The 17822-nt window shown below is 47.0% G+C and carries 22 protein-coding genes; 3 read left to right on the top strand and 19 right to left on the bottom strand.

Annotation, left to right across the window (positions count from 1 at the left end; all coding sequences use genetic code 11):
- Positions 1-20: 20 nt before the first annotated feature.
- The 19 genes from arcS to KSK55_RS00170 form a co-directional block, all read right to left on the bottom strand.
- Positions 21-1661, bottom strand: a complete 1641-nt coding sequence (arcS, locus tag KSK55_RS00255; RefSeq protein WP_218607742.1) for an archaeosine synthase subunit alpha — start codon at positions 1659-1661, stop codon at positions 21-23.
- Positions 1648-3117: a tRNA guanosine(15) transglycosylase TgtA gene (gene tgtA, locus KSK55_RS00250; RefSeq protein WP_218607741.1), complete on the bottom strand. Its 1470-nt coding sequence runs from the start codon at positions 3115-3117 to the stop codon at positions 1648-1650. The genes arcS and tgtA overlap by 14 nt, the downstream gene beginning before the upstream one ends.
- Before the next feature lie 228 nt (positions 3118-3345).
- Complete coding sequence (locus tag KSK55_RS00245; RefSeq protein ID WP_218607740.1) at positions 3346-3591, bottom strand: type II toxin-antitoxin system HicB family antitoxin; 246 nt, start codon at positions 3589-3591, stop codon at positions 3346-3348.
- Between the two features lies 1 nt (position 3592).
- Positions 3593-3742 (bottom strand): hypothetical protein, encoded by a 150-nt coding sequence (locus tag KSK55_RS16620; protein WP_372238739.1) that lies wholly within the window; start codon positions 3740-3742, stop codon positions 3593-3595.
- Positions 3743-4042: 300 nt separating this feature from the next.
- A complete protein-coding gene (locus KSK55_RS00240) occupies positions 4043-4618 on the bottom strand; it encodes a TIGR00296 family protein (protein ID WP_218607739.1) in 576 nt (191 codons plus the stop codon).
- A gap of 52 nt (positions 4619-4670) precedes the next feature.
- Positions 4671-5879 carry an NAD(P)/FAD-dependent oxidoreductase gene (locus KSK55_RS00235; RefSeq protein WP_214418244.1) on the bottom strand — a complete coding sequence of 403 codons (1209 nt, stop codon included), beginning with the start codon at positions 5877-5879 and terminating at the stop codon, positions 4671-4673.
- Entirely contained in the window at positions 5876-6049 is a 174-nt protein-coding gene (locus KSK55_RS00230) for a 4Fe-4S binding protein (protein ID WP_011448151.1), read from the bottom strand. Before KSK55_RS00230 ends, KSK55_RS00235 begins: the two co-directional genes overlap by 4 nt.
- 26 nt (positions 6050-6075) lie before the next feature.
- The gene (locus KSK55_RS00225) at positions 6076-7218 is read right to left on the bottom strand and encodes an endonuclease Q family protein (RefSeq protein WP_218607738.1); all 1143 of its coding nucleotides are present in this window, start codon (positions 7216-7218) and stop codon (positions 6076-6078) included.
- A 2-nt stretch (positions 7219-7220) separates the two neighbouring features.
- The gene (locus KSK55_RS00220; RefSeq protein WP_214418242.1) at positions 7221-7976 is read right to left on the bottom strand and encodes a proteasome assembly chaperone family protein; all 756 of its coding nucleotides are present in this window, start codon (positions 7974-7976) and stop codon (positions 7221-7223) included.
- 58 nt (positions 7977-8034) lie between these two features.
- Positions 8035-8184, bottom strand: coding sequence for an RNA-protein complex protein Nop10 (locus KSK55_RS00215; protein ID WP_214418241.1), 150 nt, complete (start codon positions 8182-8184; stop codon positions 8035-8037).
- Positions 8181-8975 (bottom strand): translation initiation factor IF-2 subunit alpha, encoded by a 795-nt coding sequence (locus KSK55_RS00210; RefSeq protein WP_214418240.1) that lies wholly within the window; start codon positions 8973-8975, stop codon positions 8181-8183. Before KSK55_RS00210 ends, KSK55_RS00215 begins: the two co-directional genes overlap by 4 nt.
- A gap of 7 nt (positions 8976-8982) precedes the next feature.
- Positions 8983-9171: a 30S ribosomal protein S27e gene (locus KSK55_RS00205; protein ID WP_214418239.1), complete on the bottom strand. Its 189-nt coding sequence runs from the start codon at positions 9169-9171 to the stop codon at positions 8983-8985.
- A gap of 5 nt (positions 9172-9176) precedes the next feature.
- Positions 9177-9455, bottom strand: a complete 279-nt coding sequence (locus KSK55_RS00200; RefSeq protein WP_218607737.1) for a 50S ribosomal protein L44e — start codon at positions 9453-9455, stop codon at positions 9177-9179.
- A gap of 37 nt (positions 9456-9492) precedes the next feature.
- Positions 9493-10185: a hypothetical protein gene (locus KSK55_RS00195; RefSeq protein ID WP_214418238.1), complete on the bottom strand. Its 693-nt coding sequence runs from the start codon at positions 10183-10185 to the stop codon at positions 9493-9495.
- Positions 10163-11329: a DNA primase small subunit domain-containing protein gene (locus KSK55_RS00190; RefSeq protein WP_214418237.1), complete on the bottom strand. Its 1167-nt coding sequence runs from the start codon at positions 11327-11329 to the stop codon at positions 10163-10165. The genes KSK55_RS00195 and KSK55_RS00190 overlap by 23 nt, the downstream gene beginning before the upstream one ends.
- Positions 11330-11332: 3 nt before the next feature.
- Positions 11333-12901: a tRNA uridine(34) 5-carboxymethylaminomethyl modification radical SAM/GNAT enzyme Elp3 gene (locus tag KSK55_RS00185; protein WP_218607736.1), complete on the bottom strand. Its 1569-nt coding sequence runs from the start codon at positions 12899-12901 to the stop codon at positions 11333-11335.
- 54 nt (positions 12902-12955) lie between these two features.
- Entirely contained in the window at positions 12956-13171 is a 216-nt protein-coding gene (locus tag KSK55_RS00180; protein ID WP_218607735.1) for a UPF0058 family protein, read from the bottom strand.
- A 164-nt stretch (positions 13172-13335) separates the two neighbouring features.
- On the bottom strand, positions 13336-13809 hold the full coding sequence (locus KSK55_RS00175) for a UPF0179 family protein (RefSeq protein WP_214421257.1): 474 nt from the start codon (positions 13807-13809) through the stop codon (positions 13336-13338).
- 4 nt (positions 13810-13813) lie between these two features.
- Positions 13814-14893: an NAD(P)-dependent glycerol-1-phosphate dehydrogenase gene (locus tag KSK55_RS00170; RefSeq protein WP_218607734.1), complete on the bottom strand. Its 1080-nt coding sequence runs from the start codon at positions 14891-14893 to the stop codon at positions 13814-13816.
- Between the two features lie 14 nt (positions 14894-14907).
- On the opposite strand from KSK55_RS00170, the gene KSK55_RS00165 reads away from it, so the two are divergent.
- The 3 genes from KSK55_RS00165 to proS are packed head-to-tail and all read left to right on the top strand — an operon-like array spanning position 14908 to position 17762.
- A complete protein-coding gene (locus KSK55_RS00165) occupies positions 14908-15753 on the top strand; it encodes a DUF63 family protein (RefSeq protein WP_218607733.1) in 846 nt (281 codons plus the stop codon).
- Positions 15746-16315, top strand: a complete 570-nt coding sequence (locus KSK55_RS00160) for a stage II sporulation protein M (protein ID WP_218607732.1) — start codon at positions 15746-15748, stop codon at positions 16313-16315. Before KSK55_RS00165 ends, KSK55_RS00160 begins: the two co-directional genes overlap by 8 nt.
- A gap of 10 nt (positions 16316-16325) precedes the next feature.
- Positions 16326-17762, top strand: coding sequence for a proline--tRNA ligase (gene proS, locus KSK55_RS00155; RefSeq protein ID WP_218607731.1), 1437 nt, complete (start codon positions 16326-16328; stop codon positions 17760-17762).
- The last annotated feature ends 60 nt before the right edge of the window (positions 17763-17822 follow it).

Below are 17822 nucleotides of genomic sequence, written 5' to 3'. Positions count from 1 at the left end.
AAGATTATTCGGGCCCTTATTTATTGCCCGTCCAGCTTCTTTACTTTACGCACCCGGACCGCTACCCCACGGGAGGATCGGATCATCTCATCCGCACTCATCGCTGCCCGTCCGGTTGTCATGGCCTTATCTCCGATGACCAGCACTTCATCGCCGGGACGGATGACCGGGTCGGCATCAATAACACCCGGTGCCAGGATATCACCCTGGGGGACGAAATCATCGATATATACCCGGTATCCGGTTTCAATAAGCGACCAGCCGTCAAAGGTGGGTCTCATCATGCCATGAGCAGGGTCGGTTGAGAAATAGAGGTTTCTGCCCCGCTTTACCACCTGCTCCGGATATGACCCTTTTACTTCAAGGTTCGGTGCCTTGAGGTCATACCCGAACTGGAATGAGATCATCCCCCTGACCAGATGCGATTTAACCTTCCGCTCTCCGGCAAGGGCTTTGCTCAACGTTTGAAGAGATACATGGTCTGTCAGGCGGTCATTCTCACAGGTGAATTCTATTTCAAATCCTGCCTGGTCGGCTGCATCCTGTGCAATGATTCGTGCATCGCCATCCAGATGGGCAATGACCCGGCGGTAGGGATGTCTGGTAAAGTACCTGACCAGGGTCTGAGTGATCTGGTACCGCTCCTCATGATCCCAGTATCCGGTGACCGGCACATCATAAGCCGCTGCAGGATAACAGAGCTCAAGATCACGGGGAACAAGTCCCAGGGGAGAGGTCATGATCAACTCATGAGCCCGTCGTGCGATGGCCTGGCTGAACTTACGGTGGGACTGGGAGAGGCTGTAGGGTTTTTTCGCAGAGCAGGGGATCAGAACCGCAACATCTGCAACCGGTGGGATGTATCGCTCAACCAGCCGGTCGGCAAACCGCCTGACTTCCATTCGGTGGATGCTGTCTCCGGATGTCGCAAGGAACGGAGTGGAGCGTGAAACCGGACTATTCTGCTCCATCCGGTCTGACTTCTCGATATGCCGCATGATTGAGACAAGTTCGGGTCTTGTCCTGCATCTGCCATCAAGAAACTCACGGAATGTTCCGTCACGGATCCGGCGTCCGATTCTGGCCAGTTCCTGATCCAGTGCAATCCGGTTATGCAGAAGGAGATCGCCGCTCATGCATCCCTGGCAGGAGCAGAGGCCTTCCTCCATCACTTTTTCCGGATACTGGCCGTCAGGGAGACAAAATTTTCCCTGTATTGTCGCTAAGTCGGTTGCGATGTAATCAAAGAGATCAAAACCGGCATGAACAAGAATGGCTGCATTTTCCGGCAATGCTGCACTGGGGAGGTACCAGCAGGTGTCCGGTGGAGTAGAGGCCTTTAGCTGATCCAGGAACTGGCAGAAGTCACGGGGACGGGAGAGCAGGGTATGCCAGTTCGGGGTGATGACCGTATCTCCTGACTGGATATCGGCTGGTGCATGAATATGGAGAGGGATTGGTTGTTCTCCGTCGCGGACAAGGAATCTGGACACAAACTCCGGATCCTCGATTGGCGGGATGTTTGTTCCGGTCCGGGTATTCAGGGCAGGAAAGAGCCGGGTGGTATCAGTAGCAGACGGGAAGCTCATAACAGTATCGTCCACGGTCAGGCGGCCATACCGGGCGGTCCCGTCACGGCTGAGGATCTCAACTCCCTTCATCCTGCACCTCCACGGTGGGGAGAATCTGGCTTATCAGTTCTTTCCAGACCGGACGACACCGGATGGTGAAATGAGAATCCGGGTTTGTTTCCATGAGTCGGGCAATACCAATACACCCGGTTCGAATCATCTCTTCGTCAAAATCAGGGATCTCACTCTGCCCGATGGGGAATGTTTCGGTGAGTTCTGCAGGGAAGGGACCGAACGGAGGCTTGAAGAAAAATACGGAATCATACCCTTCGGTCTGTTTCTTCTTGATATGCCGGCTAAAGCTGATGAGGGTCCGCTCTCCGGCACTAAGCCGCCCGACCATCTGATGATACCGCAGTACCTCTGTCCGTTTGCAGCTCTCATCGCCCCGGTAAAAGAACCGGCGTTTTGTCTCTCGGTCAAGAGCGGTGAGTTCTTCATTATATCCAAGCAGGGCACGATATCCCCGGAGCAGGGCGGGATGAGATCGGCACCGCTCATCCACCAGTTCCCAGAGCACTCCATCACGGATTGCCTGCCTGACCCGGTTGATCTCGGCAAGGGAGACCCGCAGGTTATGCATGGCAAGGAGTCGTTCCCGGTCAGGTGATTCGTTCAGTTCCTTTGCGGTATGGCCGACACAGACCGGACAAGGACAAGGGAGGTAGGAGAGTTCGTTCAGGTGATAACTCCCATGGGTGGTCATGTACCGTCCGTCCTTGGCATAGAGGGCATAGGCAGCCGAATCAAAGAGATCACACCCCATCGCAACCGCCAGGGCAAACATGGACGGATGACCGGCTCCAAAGAGATGGACGCAGACGGCTGGAGACAGGCCACGTTTTGCCGCCATCACGACTTTTACGAGTTCTGCATACCGGTAGGCTTCCATGAGGGGGACGACAGCGCCGATGGGACAGAACCGAAACCCTGCCTCTGATAGTTTTCGCCCGGTCTCTTCACGAAGGTCAGGAAACAGACCGCCCTGAACCGGTCCGGCAAGGGTGTGGTGCTCATGATCTGCGATATCTTTCGCCTCCATGATCCGGTCCATGGTAACCGAGAGTTCCTGTTCCACCTGGTCCCGGGGAGAGTCCGGATGTGTCGGAATGTCGAGTGGGACGATGATGTCTGATTTTATTGCCTGCTGGAATGCGATGGTCTGGGCATTGGTTATCTCAACTTCACCATAGACCGAGAGCTGAAAAGACCCCGAGTCGGTCATGATAACGCCGTCAAAATCCAGGGTCTTTGCAAGACCATCACTCAGGGCACGCTCACGATACTCTTCAGACCGGGAGAAGATGTATGCATTGGTGATGACCGCTTCAACGCCCATCTCCTCCATCTCTTTTGGGGTTATCAGGTTCAGGTGCGGGTTAATAACCGGAAGCAGGGTAGGGGTTTTGACGATCTTACCTTGTCCGGAGAGTTTTCCGATTCGTCCGGCGATGTCTTTTTCCAGAATTTCAAAGGAGAGGGTCATATATGAAAATTGTTACGCATTAATGTTGGTCTCCAGATTATGCTCTCGATTACTCGAGTGAGTGGTTTTGGTTATCTAAACGATCAGATACGTATTATTTGTAAGGGTTCACGGATTGGTTTTTCGGAGGGTGGAGGGATGAGGGGATTTGTTGATGACGGATATAAGGGCAGTTACAAGATAGGATAAGTCAAAAAAATGAAAATGATGTGGCCTTGAATAAATTTTTTAAATTACACTTGCTTTTTGATAAGCAATAATTTTATCAAGTATTGTATAATTTGAGGGTTCTGGAACTGTTCTTCCTTCACCAAGTGCTGCTTCTATCCAGAGTGCAATCGCTATTTTTACTTCTGAAAGTGCTTTTTCTTCAGTTTCTCCAAAGGCACTACAGCCAGATAAGTCGGGTGCTATTGAGATATATCCCTCATCGTCATGACTATAAAAAATCTCAATAGGATATTTATTTTGCATATTACTCCAACAAATGATATTGCTCAACTAGTTTACAAAATTGTCTTATTTGATACGGTTTTGCCTTACCCTCACAGTTCTGAATTGTCATTATCTCCGGAATACCCTCTTTGGTAAATACACGATGACTTCTTTTCCCTCCCTTATGAATAAAACCAAAGGAGGTAAGAATATTACAAAATTCTTCGAATCGAATGTTTTAAGGATTTTCTTTCAATGAATGAAATTGATCCTTCTTATTCACTTTATCATATCCTCATCTAAATTTAAAAACCATCTGATATTCATAAAAATATTGTTTTTGCTTTCGGTAACTGTTTCATGCCAATTTTTTCAGACTTCTTAAAAATTACTGATCAATCTATGATATCAGATCGAATGCAGAATCCGGACTTGAAAGGGCTGATCTCCTAATGATTTGCTCTCACAAAGATAACTCCAGCTCATTCACTCAGCCATGAGAACCCTCCTTTTCCGAAAATATCTGCCCTTCAAACGTGAATATTTGAACCCCCGACTCCAGCCAGCATCCCCTGGGCAGTCCTGCTTTCATGCAGGTGTGATCGAGAAATTCAGTCACATTCCATCCCCACTCCACCGGAACCTGGGGGAGCAGAAGCCCGGACCGGCCATACCCTCTGACAATCAGCCCATGTTTGCCAACCGTAATCGCACCAGGCCGATCAGCAGGAAAAACCTCTAATAGCTCTGGTTCTGTCAGAACCGTCACTTCAACCGAAATATCTGAAAGTTCCCTTGGTGTAACCGGCGGAAATCGTGGATCTCCAGTCGCTGCTGAACAAGCCGCTTCACGGATAGCTTCCCGGAGAGGCATGACCGCATGGGGAAAACCGATACATCCCCGCAGATCACCCTTTTTGGTCAGCGTTACAAAAACCCCTCGTTTTTTTGAGAAAATCGGCGAAAAATCAGGTTCGGTGTAGGGTTCACGTGCTACATGTTCGTGCAGTACATGGTGGGCATGAGAAAGGGCCATCTCTCCTTCTGCCGGTGTGAGGAGTTCCATGTATGATTGATAGCACCTGACAGTATTTATCTGTCAGGATAAAAAAGGAAGATCAGAATGAGTCAAGAAGAGACTTCAGACCTGCTTTTCCTAGTTTTATTGCCAGCTTGGGATTTGCTGCGATAATATTTTTTATAAGATTCAAGGTATTGAAATCTGAAAGGTTCATTTTTGAGACTGAGTGTACAATAGCATTCAGGTCATCATCATTCAATTTCACAAATACCTCTTTAATCTGGTAATTTCTCTCAAGCGCCTTTCCAAGGTATGATGCTCTCCAGGTCTCATCATACGGCATGAGTGCCTGAGTAGATGTATCCCCATTTTCAATAGCTTTGGAACCGATATCTCCGGCAAGTTTTCCGGTGTAAAGGGCGGCATAGATACCACCACCAGTCAGCGGATCAGACACACGGGCTGCATCACCGACGATCATGAGATTGTTTGCAACCGTGCAGGGGAGTGGTTGACATATGGAGACACCACCAGCGATAAGTTCGATGGTCTTCCCATTCGGGAAGTTTTTAGACACAAACCGGTTTAAGTAATCAATTGGCCGATTTCCAGGTTTGGACCGATCTCCACCCAGACCAATACCCACATTCGCGGTCTTGTCACCTTTTGGGAATATCCATACATAGCCACCTGGTGCGATATTATTGCCCACATAGAACTCGGTTGCATGTGCATCAATGTCTATACCGGTCATCAGGTACTGGGCACAAGTCTCCATCTCACGAAGCGGGACGGTTGTGTCAACCCCGCACCAGCGTGCAAACTTTGACTCAACACCGTCTGCTGCAATGGTAAGTCCGGCCCTGACTTCATGAGTTACTCCTCCCTGATTGAGAATAGCGCCTTTCACCGCTCCATCCTCCATGATTGGAGTTACTGCACGGGTCTTTACCTGGATGTCTGCTCCTGCTCCGGCTGCCATCCAGACAAGATCCCGATCAAATACCTTACGGTGAAGAACATATCCGACCTCTGCCCCTGCTTTTTCAGGTTCAAGTTCCATCTTAAACCCGTCAGGTGCAATGATATTGGCCTTATCAATCTCTGCTGCAACCCACCGGTCTTCAGGCTTGAAAAATTCATGCATCAGTGCTTTTCCGACGCCTTCAGCACATCTGACCGGAGCACCAATAGCAGGGCGTTTCTCCGTGAGCAGGACAGAATAACCCTTCTCGGCAAAGGTCTTCGCAGCAAATGCTCCGCCAGGGCCTCCTCCCACTACGAGGACATCATACTCGCGCTTCATTTCTTTGCCTCCAAAGCCCCAAGCGGACAGACACGGACACAGATGCCACAATTCTTACAAGTATTCGTATCGATATCCAGATAGGCATCGACAAGTTCCAGTGCCCCTTCCGGACAAACCGAGACACAACAGCCGCAATAGGCACAGATTTCCCGATGAACCTCGATCATTCCTTACATGGTTGACGCGAAATCCTTTAATGATTCGGGTTTGGATCTCTAAGACCGGGGATCTCAAACGACCCATACTTCCCCCCCCCACCGGGATGAAGAATGATATGACCTTCCCGAAAGGACCTGATTGCGCATGAAAGACGGAAATCAATAGCTGCAATTTCATCAGGAGGAGTTTTCATAAGAATAGTGATTTCATCGCCTAACCGGTCAATACACTTACAGTATAGATCCCTACAGCGCCGGGTTGTAGGGCTCTTTGTGTCAAAGACACGCTGAATAATTTCGGAAAGGGGGATAACATGAAGATAGGGCGGCCGCTCTGATACCGGACCGGATGAGAGCGATTGTGCTCGCTCCTGGACACCCTTTTTTATTCTCCCACCATCATCAGGACATTTCCAGGAGGTCGCTGCCGCTTCTTCAAAGGAGAACTGACGAAAACACCGGCTGCATGCGGTCCGGTTATACTTCCCTTCCTCCGGGAAAAACCCGACATTCATCACGATCTTTCCCTGCTGAACGGCATCGAGCACCCCGCTGGCATCTGACCGGTTTAGTTCTAGGACGGTATACTCTCTCCCCAGTTTTGATGGCTCAGGACTATGAGCATCAGAGTTGGTCAGGAAAGGAACCGATGAAAGTTCAGCAATACCTGCCCCATACCTGCTGTCAGCCGAAAGACCAAGTTCCAGGAGATCGACCGGTTCATCTCCATAACAGGATGAGAGTGACGGATGGACAGCATACACTGAGGTATAGGGAGTAAAGGCATGAGCCGGGCCACCGATACCTCCGACTGCATGAACATGAGATAAGATCTCTTCTCCGGAGAGGGAAACACGGGGACGGCCATTTGTATCCATGTCCTTGCTATGTGACCCGAGCCTCTGTGCAAGGTCAGCTGCTGCGTTAAAATCAGGGAGCAGAATCACATGATGAACCCGGCCTGCTCCTTCCACCTCAGTCGTGGGAACAACAATGATATCATCATCAACTGGGGTATCCTGCCACATCTGCCTCCATTCAGGATGGAGGATATCACCAGTCCCGATAACAGAGATGCCTTTGACCCTACAGCCTTTGATAATCTCTTCAGGCACCATCCGGGGAGATGATGCCATTGAAAAACAGGAATGAATATGAAGATCTGCTGCTGCCTGCATATTCAGCCGATGTATGAAAGTTCTTCCTCAGACTTTCTCTCCTGCTCCAGAAGTCTTTGGAGGGCTACTTCCATCTCACCTGCCCGTTCAGTCAGCTTTGCATCATCTATATCAATATTCAGGAGTTTGGTCAGAACAGACAGAACAGTCGTGGCACTCCGGGGATCCACAAGGTATCCTGAGGTCTCACCCATCAGGCAGATCCCTTCCATGCCTAAAGGAATGGAAAGACCAAGCATGAGTCCTGCTGCCCCGATGATACCACCACCAGGTTCTCCCTCGCTAAAAATTCCACCCGCATCTTCAACCTGCTGGCGGAGATCATCACGGTTAACTGCCGCAATAACTCTTGTTACTTCATTGAAATGACCCACTCCGTACCCACCGATTGTGTATATCCGCTTGACACTAAGTTGATGACAGATATCAACATATACCTGGGATAAGAGATAATGTCCTTCTCCCGATGTACTTTGAAAATCACCAACCAGAAAGAGATATGTACCCTTTTCCCCAGAATAGCGGTAAATTTCGTTATTACAGAGTCGGACTGTTCCTCCTTCCTTAATTATGACCTGGGGAGGGAAATAAATAGAATTGATTTCTGCAATTCGGACAGCCCCAAGTTCATGGATCATGTGCTCAGCGACAAGTTTTCCAACATGCCCGATTCCAGGAAGCCCTTCTATCATAATCGGAGCAGTCCGGTCTTCCGGAGCTACTGAATCCTCAAAACGTATGGTAATATCTTCCATCATTGCAGTAATTCCTGATTATCCGATAAATACATAAAAATTTAAATATGCTGAAGCATTATCAACGAATCATTCTCCGGTAATGACCATATTTATCCTCCGGAGAATACCTGGCAGGATGAGGGGTAATAGTGGATTTCCCACAAAGGGAACACGTTTCAGAAAGAGTATAAAGATTGTCTGACGGGCAGTATCTGATATGCCCTTTCATACATGCTTCCCGGATTTAGATTTCCGGCTGAATTTACCTTCGCCACCAGCCCTCTTTAAGACACCTATCGCTGCACTTGAAGCTTTTTCTAGTGCTTTCTCGGCATCCTTGTAATTGGTCGCAATAACCTTAATCCGGTAATTTGGTGCTCCAAGATAGGTGATCTCTATCTCTGCACCATCAACCTTAGGTTCAGCACTTCGAAGAGCACGTCTGATGATATTTACTCCATCTGACTTGGTAGATCGCAGGAAAAGGTCTCCGGAGATGGTGACTGATGGGAGTTTGACATTTTCAGTAGCAATGGTGTATAATGCATCAGCCAGTTTTGGATCAATTTTCAGTTTATTCAGTGCATTACGACCTTCGGTTACAAAGTCCTCAAAGGCAGCGTACAGCTCACCATATTCACGATAGAGTGCACTGGCAATATCATGAGCACCTTCAGCCTGTCCTGCTGCCTCTGCCGCAAAACCGATCCATTTTCGCGCTTTGGATTCGTTCTTCCAGACACGAATCTTTTCCCGGCGTTGATGCTCATTCACATCCTTCAAAGAGAGATCAATGTGACCTTTCTGCGGGTCGACGTTCAGTACTTTACATACAACCTTCTGCCCCTCTCTGATGTGATCACGGATGTACTTTATCCACCCGCGTGCCACTTCAGCAATAGGGATCAGACCCTCTCGGTTGTTATACTCATCAAGTGTGACAAAAGCCACGAAATCTTTTACGTTCTGAACTGAACAGACGACAAGTTCTCCCTGCTCAGGCCACTCTCTCTCCTGCATCAGGCTCTCACTCAAATGCAGTTATAATCTCTGCTTTAATTTGTGCTTTTCCACCAGTCGGGGTGGCAAGGTTCGAGCCGCAGACAACACAATCAACCGTTGTACATGCACGGTCAAAGATTATCTGTTCATTTTCACAATCCGGACATTTTACCTTGACAAACTTGCTCCGGTTCTCGCGTGTTAATTTTACCATTTTAATTACTCCGTAAGTTCGAATTTACCAACCCTGAAACCTGCTCTTAAATGTGCTTTCTTGCAGGCAGTACAGCGATACCGGATGTTTACCTTCTTGGTTGGCTTATCACCACCAGGAACCTTAGAGAACTTACCCATGTTCCCTACCTGACCTCGGCGTGCTTTCTGGCGATCAATCCAGTGAAGCCCGGTGGTTTTACCTTTTTTTACCTTCTCTACCTCATGCTCCTCATGTTTGTGGCAAAAGGGACAATATGTGCGGAATTTTGTTGGCATCTTCATGATTTGGCCACTCCTCGTGTATAGAATACCTACATCATTAGCCCGGATGGATATTTAAGACTATGTCGCGTTCAACCAGGACTTGTGCATTTCTTGAGGGGAGCGTGAGAATATCTCCTGCTTCCATCTCATATGTCCGTCCGTCAATACCCATAAAAGGTTCCATACTGGAAAGCGCTAATACGATATCATTTGCAAAAGGAGCATCAGCAGGGATTATTATATCTGGTTCTGAATCAACGCCAGTATCTGCGCGGATAGGTACATCTCCACTGATTGTATCTGATGCTGGAACGCATTCACCCTCATCAGAGGATAAGGCATGCCCCACTGAACCCTGAACCGCTCTCCACTCTATTAATTTAGTTCGACTTTGTCTGATAGCCTCAACAATCCGGTTAAACATCTCAAGTTCAGCCGGAATGAGGACACGAAGTTCTTCACGTTCAATATAAGAGCCTTCAGCCTGGCTAAGCGCAAGTCCTACGATCTTATCAGTCCGTATCTTGAATAACTCCTCAACAGTTGCCCGGATACTAGATACTTTTTCAATAAGCAGACGTGCATCATCAGAAAATGGATCTTCAAGGACATACACTTCCTGTTGCAAAATTTTTACGTTTTCACTTGTCTTTTGAAACAAATCCGGAGTGATTGTTGTCAATTCTCCACTATCACGTTCTTCAAGCAGGATGGTCCGGAGTTCATCAAGAAGCACCCCCTGACTCACCTCCTATCTCCGCCATGCCTCTGCAACAAAGAAAAACACCAACTGCTTCCGGGACTTTTAATCGGCCTTTTGGGATAGTGAACTGTGATCCAAGAAGTGAAAATGAATATTCCCGCTCTGATTCTATAAGGACCTCACGTTCACCAAAAGCAACTGCATCAATGAGAGGTTCAAAATCCGCTAGTTCTTTAACATCCAGAGCAACGACTTTAAATCCGGATTTAGCATGAAGCGAGCCAGGGAGCCGGATTAACCTTCTAATATCTGTAGTGACTGGTTCATCTGCCTGAACTGCTGCTTCCCTGATATACGGAAGCAGAGCACTTTCACGCTCCGTAGCAAGAGCTGCAAAAACAGTCTTCACAGTCTGGTCACGGAGAAGAATTGATGATGGATTTGTAGTGAGTAAGGTGATTAATTCTGGAATCATCCCAATAAATCGTTCGGCCATAACCTGACCAACGCCCCTAAGTGAAGATAATTCAGCCTTCCCTTCTTTTTTTGGTTTTGCATCCAGTTCAGTAAGATACCTGATAAGAAGACTACGAAACCTGTCATGCCATCCAGTCCGGAAAGGCCCCCACTCTTGAAGCAGAATTGGAGGACTCATACCTATCCCGCAAATATAGTCCACGATTTCTCTCCGTTCAGGAGCACCAAAATCCCGAAATCCCAGTTCCTGAACATGAATATGATACCCACGGCCACCAGAGAAAACCAGTTTAACCGTTTTCATATCAATACCCAACTCATCATCTAAAATCCCAAGTAACTTTTCTGTTTCATCCTTAATTCGCTGGAGCATCTCCTCATATGAACCCCGCATAATATGGTCAGCATCAAGATCAAAAATGAGATCGGCACCTAGCCATTCCTTATCACCCATGGTTGGAGCCTGCGGAGTCTGATAATATGCAGTCGAGTAATATACATGGGCTGGTACCAGACTTTTTATATACTCCTGCATCTCATCACCGGATGAAAATCCAATATGTCTCCTCATCCTAATATCATCAGGATATTTGTCATCAAAAAAGATGAAACCAAATTCCCGTTCTTTTACTGAAGAAGGGGGAGAGATACGGGTTTTATTATAATAATCAGTAAAACGCTGTTTTATAAATATTCGGGTTGCAGGTCTCATGCATTACAAATCCTTAACCATATAAGGGCCCTTGCGGAAATATCCAAGTTTTTTGTAATAGGGTCTGACTCCAATACCAGCCATTATTGCAAGATGCCTATATCCGGCAGATGCAGCACGCTCTTCGGCTTCGGAAAGGAGTTTTGTCCCATATCGACGATGTTGCAGATCCTCACCTGATCCTTCCTGCCCGATAGGAACAACCATCCCATAAACATGAAGTTCACGAACAAAAGCTGCATTTTCTGTTTCTGGCCGCCAGGGATCTTTTGGAAAACGAAGACGGGAAAAACCCACGAGGGAATCATCTGATTCAAATGAAATAAACTCTTCCTGACCCCCGCAGCATTCATATGTCAGAACTTTCAGAACGGGCTCAGATTGAGATCTTCTTCTGCCTATTTCCCTACACCTGATACATGAACACCTGCCCCCTCTCCTGTGCAGACGGTCTTTGGCTAGTTCCCGAAAGTTTGAGTGTGGAGAGCCTGCCACGATTTTATCGGCAGGAATATCACGCTGGATACGCTGAAGCCTGCAGTACGGAGCGATTTCCATCTTTGCATCGGCCACCAGATCGATAAGAGTGTCTTCATCATACGGTGCATACTCCCCCACTTCATAGAGTTCTTCTATTTTTGATCCCGGTGTCACCAGGCATGGATATATTTTCAAAAAATCAGGTCTGAATCGTGGATCGGCAAACAGGTCATGGAACATCTGCCGGTCTGACGTAACAGTACTGCCAGGCAGATTAGGCATCATGTGAAATCCTACTTTGAGGCCTGCATCACGAAGCAGAGTATTTGCTTCCACAGTGTCTACAACAGTGCACCCCCGCAGGTTCAGGGCTAGTATCTCGTCGTCAAGATGTTGTACCCCAAGTTCAACCTTAGTTACTCCCAGATCAAGCATCCTGTCAATATGTTCTTTCTGACACCAGTCAGGTCTTGTTTCAAAGGTTATTGCTACACATCGAACTCGGGATGTTTCATTTCTTGTAAATATCTCGTCTCGTGTTTCATCTCGCAAGGAGTTTGCCGGGTACTCATTCATCGCCCTGATACATTCAGTTACAAACCATTCCTGGTAGGTTGGTTCACGGGCAGTCATGGTCCCTCCCATAACGATGAGTTCAGCTTTGTCCACATGATGCCCAAGTTCTTCAAACTGAGATAATCGTGCACTCACCTGATCATAAGGCATGAAATTGTGAGCAAAAGCACGTTTTGCTGCAGGTTCACCGCCAGTATAACTTTGAGGGGACTGAAAGAGCGAATCCGGACCCCCCGGACAGGGTAAACAGATTCCGTGCGGACACGGTGCCGGCGATGTCATAACTGCTACAGGAGCTACACCAGACAAAGTTCGTGAGGGTTTTACCAGAAGAATCGGTCGAAGCAAAGTGAACTCTTCAGGCGTTGCACAAGACAGAATATCAGAGTTACGGGGAACAATAGGGAGACGGTATTTTTTACAGATAGTCTTAACTATCTTTCGAAGTTCTCGCTCACCGGGAGGTGTGGAGAGAAGGAGAGAGATTATCTCCCGGCAGGCGGGCGTGATGTCCATGACATTAGTTCTCAACAGCTATCTCAGAAGGTGTTGACATATCATGGGAAAAACTTAGCATCGCCGGCTCCGACCGATGTGATCAACAATCTCCTCACCAAGAACAAGAATGGCTTCCTTATGGGCCTTTTTGTTTTTATGTATGTGAACCGGAGAGATATGCAGGGTATTATACCGCTCCGTTGGGATCTCCTCGTTGGTGATGGTTTCGTAGTACTTCCTGACATGAATAAAAAGCATATGTAAATGTAGCAGCTCCTCTTTCTGCACTCTATCTCCTAGAACAGTCAAGTGGTATCTTCACCCGGTGAAACATATAGGTTATGGCAATATTTTATTAAAGGGAAGATGGAGAAGGGCGCATAAACCCTAATATCATCATACTGACCATTTTTTTCTGCGCACCAGTTCATGAATTTCAACAGAGGTATTCGTCATGGTGTATACCGCGGCAAACCTTCCGGAAGTGGAACTACCCGCACCAAAACAGGTGAAGGACCGTTCCGACATGCTAACGACTCATCTTCTAAAATGTCTGTAATGATGTACTTTTGTCCTTCCACAACTCCTAACGGATGACATGCCGCAAAGAAGTTGCATGCTTCGTCACATAGAGGGAAATTTACTGTTATGGTTGTATTTTTTCGAGCAATATCAGGAGACAAACGCATTTCAATGGGAGCTTCAATTACATCTACAGTTACCGCTCCATGGTGATGAACCGGACAGGAATGAGATGCTGCCCTAATAGCAACAACCTCATATCGGCGGCCGGATTCCAGATTATGACATACCCTGGCAATTGTGCAAGACTCACATTGATCTGCCCTTCCTCTATAAACAAACTGAGTTCCGGGTTTCGCATACACAGAGCCGACGATAGTCACTCGAGTTTTTTTTGGTTCCATATTTTCACGCTTCATATAACATTTGCACAAGATGTTCAGCGGATTCTCGTGTCAGGCCCATATCAAGGATAGTATATCGTTCAGGCCGGATATCCCTAGCTTTCAGGAGTGCTTCTATAACGATTTCATCAGGAATATTCAATTCTTTTGGAGTGGTTGGTGCACCAATGCGGGCGAGCGATGATCGAATCTCCCGCCAGTCTCCTCCATGCAGATACATCGTCATAATAGATCCAATGCCGCATGCTTCACCATGAAGAGCTGCACCAGGGATTAAACGTTCAAGAGCGTGACCAAATTTATGTTCACCACCGGAAGCCGGGCGTGATGAACCAGCAATCGCCATTGACACACCAGATGATACCAATGCTTTTACCACAATCCAGGCTGCTTCTTCCTGACCTGGCTTTATCAGATTTGCATCTTTAACCAGAATCTCGGCAGTCATCTTTGAAAGAGCAATGGCATATTCGCTGATCTGTTCTCCCCTGAGCCGGTGGGCCAGTTCCCAATCAAGGATGGCAGTATAATTGGAGATGACATCAGCACACCCTGATGCCATGAGCCTGTGGGGCGCCTGTGAGATAATTCCCGTGTCAGCAACCACTGCTATCGGGGGATGGGCACCGACTGAAACACTACCGGCCTCAGTGGGAAGCGTTGCCCTCCCTGAAATAATTCCATCATGCGATGCTGCGGTTGGAACGCTGATGAAGGGCTTGCCCTGCTTGTACGAGACAATTTTGGCGCAATCAATAACTCTCCCCCCGCCAACACCAATAAGGAAATCCGTTGACATTGAGGCCTGACTACATGCCTCCAGCGTAGTTGTATCCAGTTTTCCAGCGACAAACCGCTTGACATCATATGAGTCTTTCAGAATATCTTCAACTGCATTACCCGCAACTTCACGGGTAGTTCCACCAGATATAATGAGGACTGAACGGCCTGGTCTGATGTCCGCGATGATGTCAGGAAGTTGCAATATTGCCTGATGACCAATCAGAACGTCCCGTGGAAGCTGGGTCCATCGCGATTTATTGAAACCATCCGACTGCAAAACCTGTACCGTATCTGTGCTCATGGAGTTCTCAACTCATGATTAGTGAATTCATCTACAAATATTACATAGATCCCATCCATTATGATAACTCATACAATATCGTAAATACTCTCACCTATGCGTTCATCCTGCTGGTATGTACCTGGCTGATTTACCGATGGCTTGATTCAAACCATATCTCAATTGATCGGGAGTTTGTATATTCTCTGATACCGTGGATTGTATTCGGGGGATGTCTGCGAGTTGTCGAGGATACCGGATTTATTAAATCAGATATCCATGTTGTTTTAATAACACCATTAATCTATTTTCTGATTTTTGCAATAGCCATGCCAGCTCTCTATGGTGCATATGTATTAGAGAAGAGAGGGGTGATACCATCTTGGAAAAGGATCTATTTCTGGGCAGGGATTCTTCTTTCCGCTGTAACACTTCTCTTTATTATCTGGTTCGGTCTGACCAGCGCCCACTTTGATCTCCTGGTCGCTGGTACGATCCTGGCAATGGCAACTGCGACAACAGGTCTTTTGTATGCCATCATCAGGTACGGATTCAGATGGCAGTATGTACAGGATAGATTATATCAGATACTGATATTCGGACATATGCTGGACGCTAGTGCAACCTCATTTGGTATTGACCTTCATGCAATTCCATATACAGAAAAGCATGTGGTAGGTTCAGCACTTATTGACCTGACCGGAACTGCATTTGTCATGTTCCCGCTCAAACTTCTTGTGCTCATTCCAGGAATTTATATTCTCGAGCTCTACCGGCGTGAAGGCGCTACAGGTATCTGGTACCTGATTCTAGTTGCCATGATCATGGTTGGTCTTGCCCCAGGCATCAGGGATATGATGCGAATGGTGCTTTATGTCTGAAACGTTAAAAATTTCTCATTACCTGGCGATTTCAGGAATAATCCTGATTGCCGGATTTGCAGTTGGATTTGGATTGTCCATAACTGAACCCGCATTTGGTGAGACATTGCTTACCTTATTTCAGGAAATGATTGCAGGCCAGATTATGGGAGATGATCCTCCAATGCTTGCCCTTCAATTATTTTTAAATAACCTAGAGGCTTGTGTTGTTATTTTCATAGGTGGTGCATTTTTTGGATTTCTCTCTGTTTTCATTTTGATGATGAACGGGGTAATAATCGGTGCGGTATTAGAGATTGTGCGAAAAGAAGCGGGATATATTGCTCTTATTGCGGCAATTGTACCACATGGTATTTTTGAGCTCCCTGCGGTGATTGCATCAGGAGCCCTTGGATTAATGTTGGGACGAGCTGTAAAAAATGAATTAGCAGGAGGATCTGAAGCATCTTTTGAAGCTTGGAGCCTTGGGGGATATTTTCTAAAATATATTATCCCGTTTGTTGCTATTGCAGCAATTATCGAGGCATTTATCACGCCAGCCGTCTTACAGATGGTGACATAGGAGCTCATGAATGGAGGAACAGGAAGGAACGCTCCCTCAAAAGGCAGATTTCTCAGGCTGGTATAATGATATTCTCTGGCGTGCAGAAATAATGGATGTCCGTTACCCGGTAAAAGGACTCTATGTATGGTTTCCATTCGGATTTGGTATCCGAAAGCGGGTTTATGGTATTCTTAGGGAATTACTTGACCGTGATCACGAGGAGACACTGTTTCCACTTCTGATTCCTGAACCGGAATTTATGAAAGAAGCTGAACACATCAAAGGTTTTGAAGAAGAAGTGTACTGGGTCACCCATGGCGGAACAAGCCCGCTGGATATCAAACTCGCCCTTCGTCCGACCAGTGAAACAGCAATATATCCCATGTATGCTCTCTGGGTGAGATCTCATGCAGATCTCCCAATCAAAGTATATCAGATAGTCAATACATTCAGGTATGAAACCAAACATACTCGTCCACTAATCCGTCTTCGTGAGATTACATCCTTTAAGGAAGCTCATACCGTTCATGCTACCTGGAATGAAGCAGAAAATCAGGTTGAAGATGCCATTGCTCGGTACCAGGAATTTTATGATCGGCTGAATATTCCTGTTCTGATATCAAAACGCCCAGATTGGGATAAATTTCCTGGTGCTGACTATACCATCGCCGTGGACACCATTATGCCGGATGGCAGAACCTTACAGATCGGTACAGTCCACCATCTTGGAGATCACTTCTCAAAAACGTTCAGTATACAATACGAAGATACGAAAGGTCAGCAGCAGTACTGTCATCAGACCTGTTATGGGATTTCAGAACGGTCAATTGCTGCTCTCATCAGTATGCACGGTGATGATCGAGGTCTTATGCTTCCTCCAGAAGTTGCCCCGGTGCAGATCGTCATTGTTCCAGTAATTATGAAAAAGCGTGAGGAAGAGGTCATGCAAGCTGCAGAACTACTGGAAAAGGAACTACAAAATGCAGGATACCGTGTAAAAATTGACAACCGGGATCTCAGACCTGGTGCAAAATATTACTACTGGGAGATGAGAGGAGTTCCCCTTAGACTTGAGGTTGGACCACGTGACCTGGACAATGGTGTAGTTATGGGGGTTCTTCGTTCAGGCGGTAAAGAGTCACTTCCACGTGCAAATATCATCTCTGAGGTTTGCAGGAAGATGACTGAATACACAGCTGCCCTGCAGATTCGTGCAGAAACGCATATCAAAGACCACTTGTTCATAGCAAAGGAAGAATCTCTGGTGAATGAGATAGTGTCAAAGGGTGTTGCCGCCGTTCACTGGTGCGGGAACCGTGAATGTGCCGACCGGCTTGAAGAGATCGCTGATGCAAGTGTTCTGGGAACTGAAGTCAGAACCGATCTTATCGACCAGTCTGCAGGTAATTGTATCATCTGTGGAAAACCAGGATCGGTCGTCACCCTAATCGGCAGATCATACTAATCTTTTTTTCGAAACCAGAAAATTAAATAAAAGAATGACAGCCCTAAAGTATATGTTCAT

Source organism: Methanospirillum hungatei (assembly GCF_019263745.1).
Lineage (GTDB): Archaea > Halobacteriota > Methanomicrobia > Methanomicrobiales > Methanospirillaceae > Methanospirillum > Methanospirillum purgamenti.
This window is presented reverse-complemented; position numbering and strand designations above follow the sequence as displayed.

Bases quoted from the DNA above. Each gene is read 5' to 3' on its own strand.
- KSK55_RS00215 (WP_214418241.1), bottom strand. From the start codon at position 8,184: ATGAAAGGGCATATCAGATACTGCCCGTCAGACAATCTTTATACTCTT.
- KSK55_RS00225 (WP_218607738.1), bottom strand. From the start codon at position 7,218: ATGCAGGCAGCAGCAGATCTTCATATTCATTCCTGTTTTTCAATGGCA.
- KSK55_RS00210 (WP_214418240.1), bottom strand. From the start codon at position 8,975: ATGCAGGAGAGAGAGTGGCCTGAGCAGGGAGAACTTGTCGTCTGTTCA.
- KSK55_RS00220 (WP_214418242.1), bottom strand. From the start codon at position 7,976: ATGATGGAAGATATTACCATACGTTTTGAGGATTCAGTAGCTCCGGAA.
- KSK55_RS00200 (WP_218607737.1), bottom strand. From the start codon at position 9,455: ATGAAGATGCCAACAAAATTCCGCACATATTGTCCCTTTTGCCACAAA.
- KSK55_RS00175 (WP_214421257.1), bottom strand. From the start codon at position 13,809: ATGGAACCAAAAAAAACTCGAGTGACTATCGTCGGCTCTGTGTATGCG.
- arcS (WP_218607742.1), bottom strand. From the start codon at position 1,661: ATGAAGGGAGTTGAGATCCTCAGCCGTGACGGGACCGCCCGGTATGGC.
- KSK55_RS00230 (WP_011448151.1), bottom strand. From the start codon at position 6,049: ATGATCGAGGTTCATCGGGAAATCTGTGCCTATTGCGGCTGTTGTGTC.
- KSK55_RS00170 (WP_218607734.1), bottom strand. From the start codon at position 14,893: ATGAGCACAGATACGGTACAGGTTTTGCAGTCGGATGGTTTCAATAAA.
- KSK55_RS00190 (WP_214418237.1), bottom strand. From the start codon at position 11,329: ATGAGACCTGCAACCCGAATATTTATAAAACAGCGTTTTACTGATTAT.
- KSK55_RS00185 (WP_218607736.1), bottom strand. From the start codon at position 12,901: ATGGACATCACGCCCGCCTGCCGGGAGATAATCTCTCTCCTTCTCTCC.
- KSK55_RS00160 (WP_218607732.1), top strand. From the start codon at position 15,746: ATGTCTGAAACGTTAAAAATTTCTCATTACCTGGCGATTTCAGGAATA.
- proS (WP_218607731.1), top strand. From the start codon at position 16,326: ATGGAGGAACAGGAAGGAACGCTCCCTCAAAAGGCAGATTTCTCAGGC.
- KSK55_RS00205 (WP_214418239.1), bottom strand. From the start codon at position 9,171: ATGGTAAAATTAACACGCGAGAACCGGAGCAAGTTTGTCAAGGTAAAA.
- KSK55_RS00165 (WP_218607733.1), top strand. From the start codon at position 14,908: ATGATTAGTGAATTCATCTACAAATATTACATAGATCCCATCCATTAT.
- KSK55_RS00240 (WP_218607739.1), bottom strand. From the start codon at position 4,618: ATGGAACTCCTCACACCGGCAGAAGGAGAGATGGCCCTTTCTCATGCC.
- KSK55_RS00235 (WP_214418244.1), bottom strand. From the start codon at position 5,879: ATGAAGCGCGAGTATGATGTCCTCGTAGTGGGAGGAGGCCCTGGCGGA.
- KSK55_RS00245 (WP_218607740.1), bottom strand. From the start codon at position 3,591: ATGCAAAATAAATATCCTATTGAGATTTTTTATAGTCATGACGATGAG.
- tgtA (WP_218607741.1), bottom strand. From the start codon at position 3,117: ATGACCCTCTCCTTTGAAATTCTGGAAAAAGACATCGCCGGACGAATC.